This window comes from Streptomyces sp. NPDC007917, assembly GCF_042959105.1.
Lineage (GTDB): Bacteria > Actinomycetota > Actinomycetes > Streptomycetales > Streptomycetaceae > Streptomyces.
In genome coordinates, this window is the sequence record NZ_JBIBKK010000084.1 from 1 (window position 1) to 1406 (window position 1406).

Annotated in this window: 1 protein-coding gene; it reads right to left on the reverse strand. The window is 73.3% G+C overall.

Going from position 1 to position 1406, the window contains the following annotated elements:
* Positions 1–875, reverse strand: an 875-nt coding sequence (locus ACFZDL_RS47205) for a substrate-binding domain-containing protein (RefSeq protein WP_391194631.1), incomplete at its 3' end; no start/stop codon positions are given.
* Between the last annotated feature and the right edge of the window lie 531 nt (positions 876–1406).

Consider the following 1406-nt stretch of genomic DNA (forward strand, 5'->3'; position numbering starts at 1 on the left):
GGCTGCCGTACGGACGTCAGCGGTACGGCGGCCGCCGCCGCGAACTCGATGTCGTCGTACCCCACCAGCGCCACGTCCCCGGGCACCGACACCCCGGCCGCGAAGAGCGCCTGCAGCACGCCCAGCGCCAGCAGGTCGTTGGCGCAGAAGACCGCCGTCGGCCGCGGGGACATCCCCAGCAGCCGCGCCCCCGCGTCCCGCCCCGCCGCCACATCCAGCCGCTCGGCCTCGATGTGCACCAGGTCGCCCGGCGGCATGTTCTCCTCGGCGAGCGCGCTGAGCACGCCCTTGTGCCGGTCCTGGCACTGCGGCAGATGCATCGGACCGCTGATGTAGACCAGGGCGCGGTGTCCCTGGGCGATCAGATGGCGGCCGGCGAGTGCGCCGCCCTCGATGTCGTCCACGGACACCGAGCAGGCCTCGTCGTCGGGCACCTCGTGGTCCACGAACACATACGGGATGTCATGGCGCCGGAAGCCCAGCAGATTGCGCCCGGTCGCGTCGGCCGGGGTCACCAGCACGCCACGCACCCGCTGCTCGGCGAACAGGGAGAGGTAGTCGGCCTCCTCATCGGGGCTCTGCGCGCTGTTGCACACCATCACCCCGAGCCCCGCCTCACGCGCCGCCCGCTCCGCACCACCGGCCACATCCACGAAGAACGGATTCGCCATGTCCAGCACCAACAGCGAAATGATCCGGCTGCGCCCCGCCCGCAGCTGACGCGCCGACTCACTGCGCACATACCCCAGCCGCTCGATCGCGGCGTGCACCCGGTCGCGGGTGGCCTCGGCGACCATCTCCGGCCGGTTGATCACATTGGAGACCGTGCCGACGGACACGCCCGCCTGCCGCGCGACGTCCTTGATCCCTACCATGCGTCCCACGACCTTCGACCGCCCGCCTTCCCGCGGCCTTGTGACGGCCGCGGGACCCATGCTAGGGCGTCCGGGGCGGGTTTCTCCCGCGCCCTGGGGCAGGTCCTCCCGTACGGGCGGCCTCTCCCGCGGGTGACCACCCCTTACGGGCAGGCCTGCGTGGAACCGCTCGCGCTCACCCGCAGCGCGCCCCCCGAGGTGTGTTGCCGGTCCCGGTGATGACCCGTCCATCGACACCATGCCCAGACCGGACTTATCCGCGCCGGTGATGGTGATGCCCTGGAAGTCGTAGTCGGTGAAGTCACCGCAGGTCTCGGAGCCGAACATCAGGGCGTTGCAGCGTTGACGGCCTTCTCGATCGCGCCGGTGTCGTTCGTCGACCCGTCGGCCTTCGCCCCGTGGTCCATGACGTCGAAGGTGGCGGCGGGGGGGGCGCGCCCGGGCGCGCGGCGGCCCCCCCCCGCCCGCCCGCCCCCCCCCCCCGCCGGGGGCGCCCCCTCAGCCCGAGGCGGGGGGGGGGGGGCCGCCCCC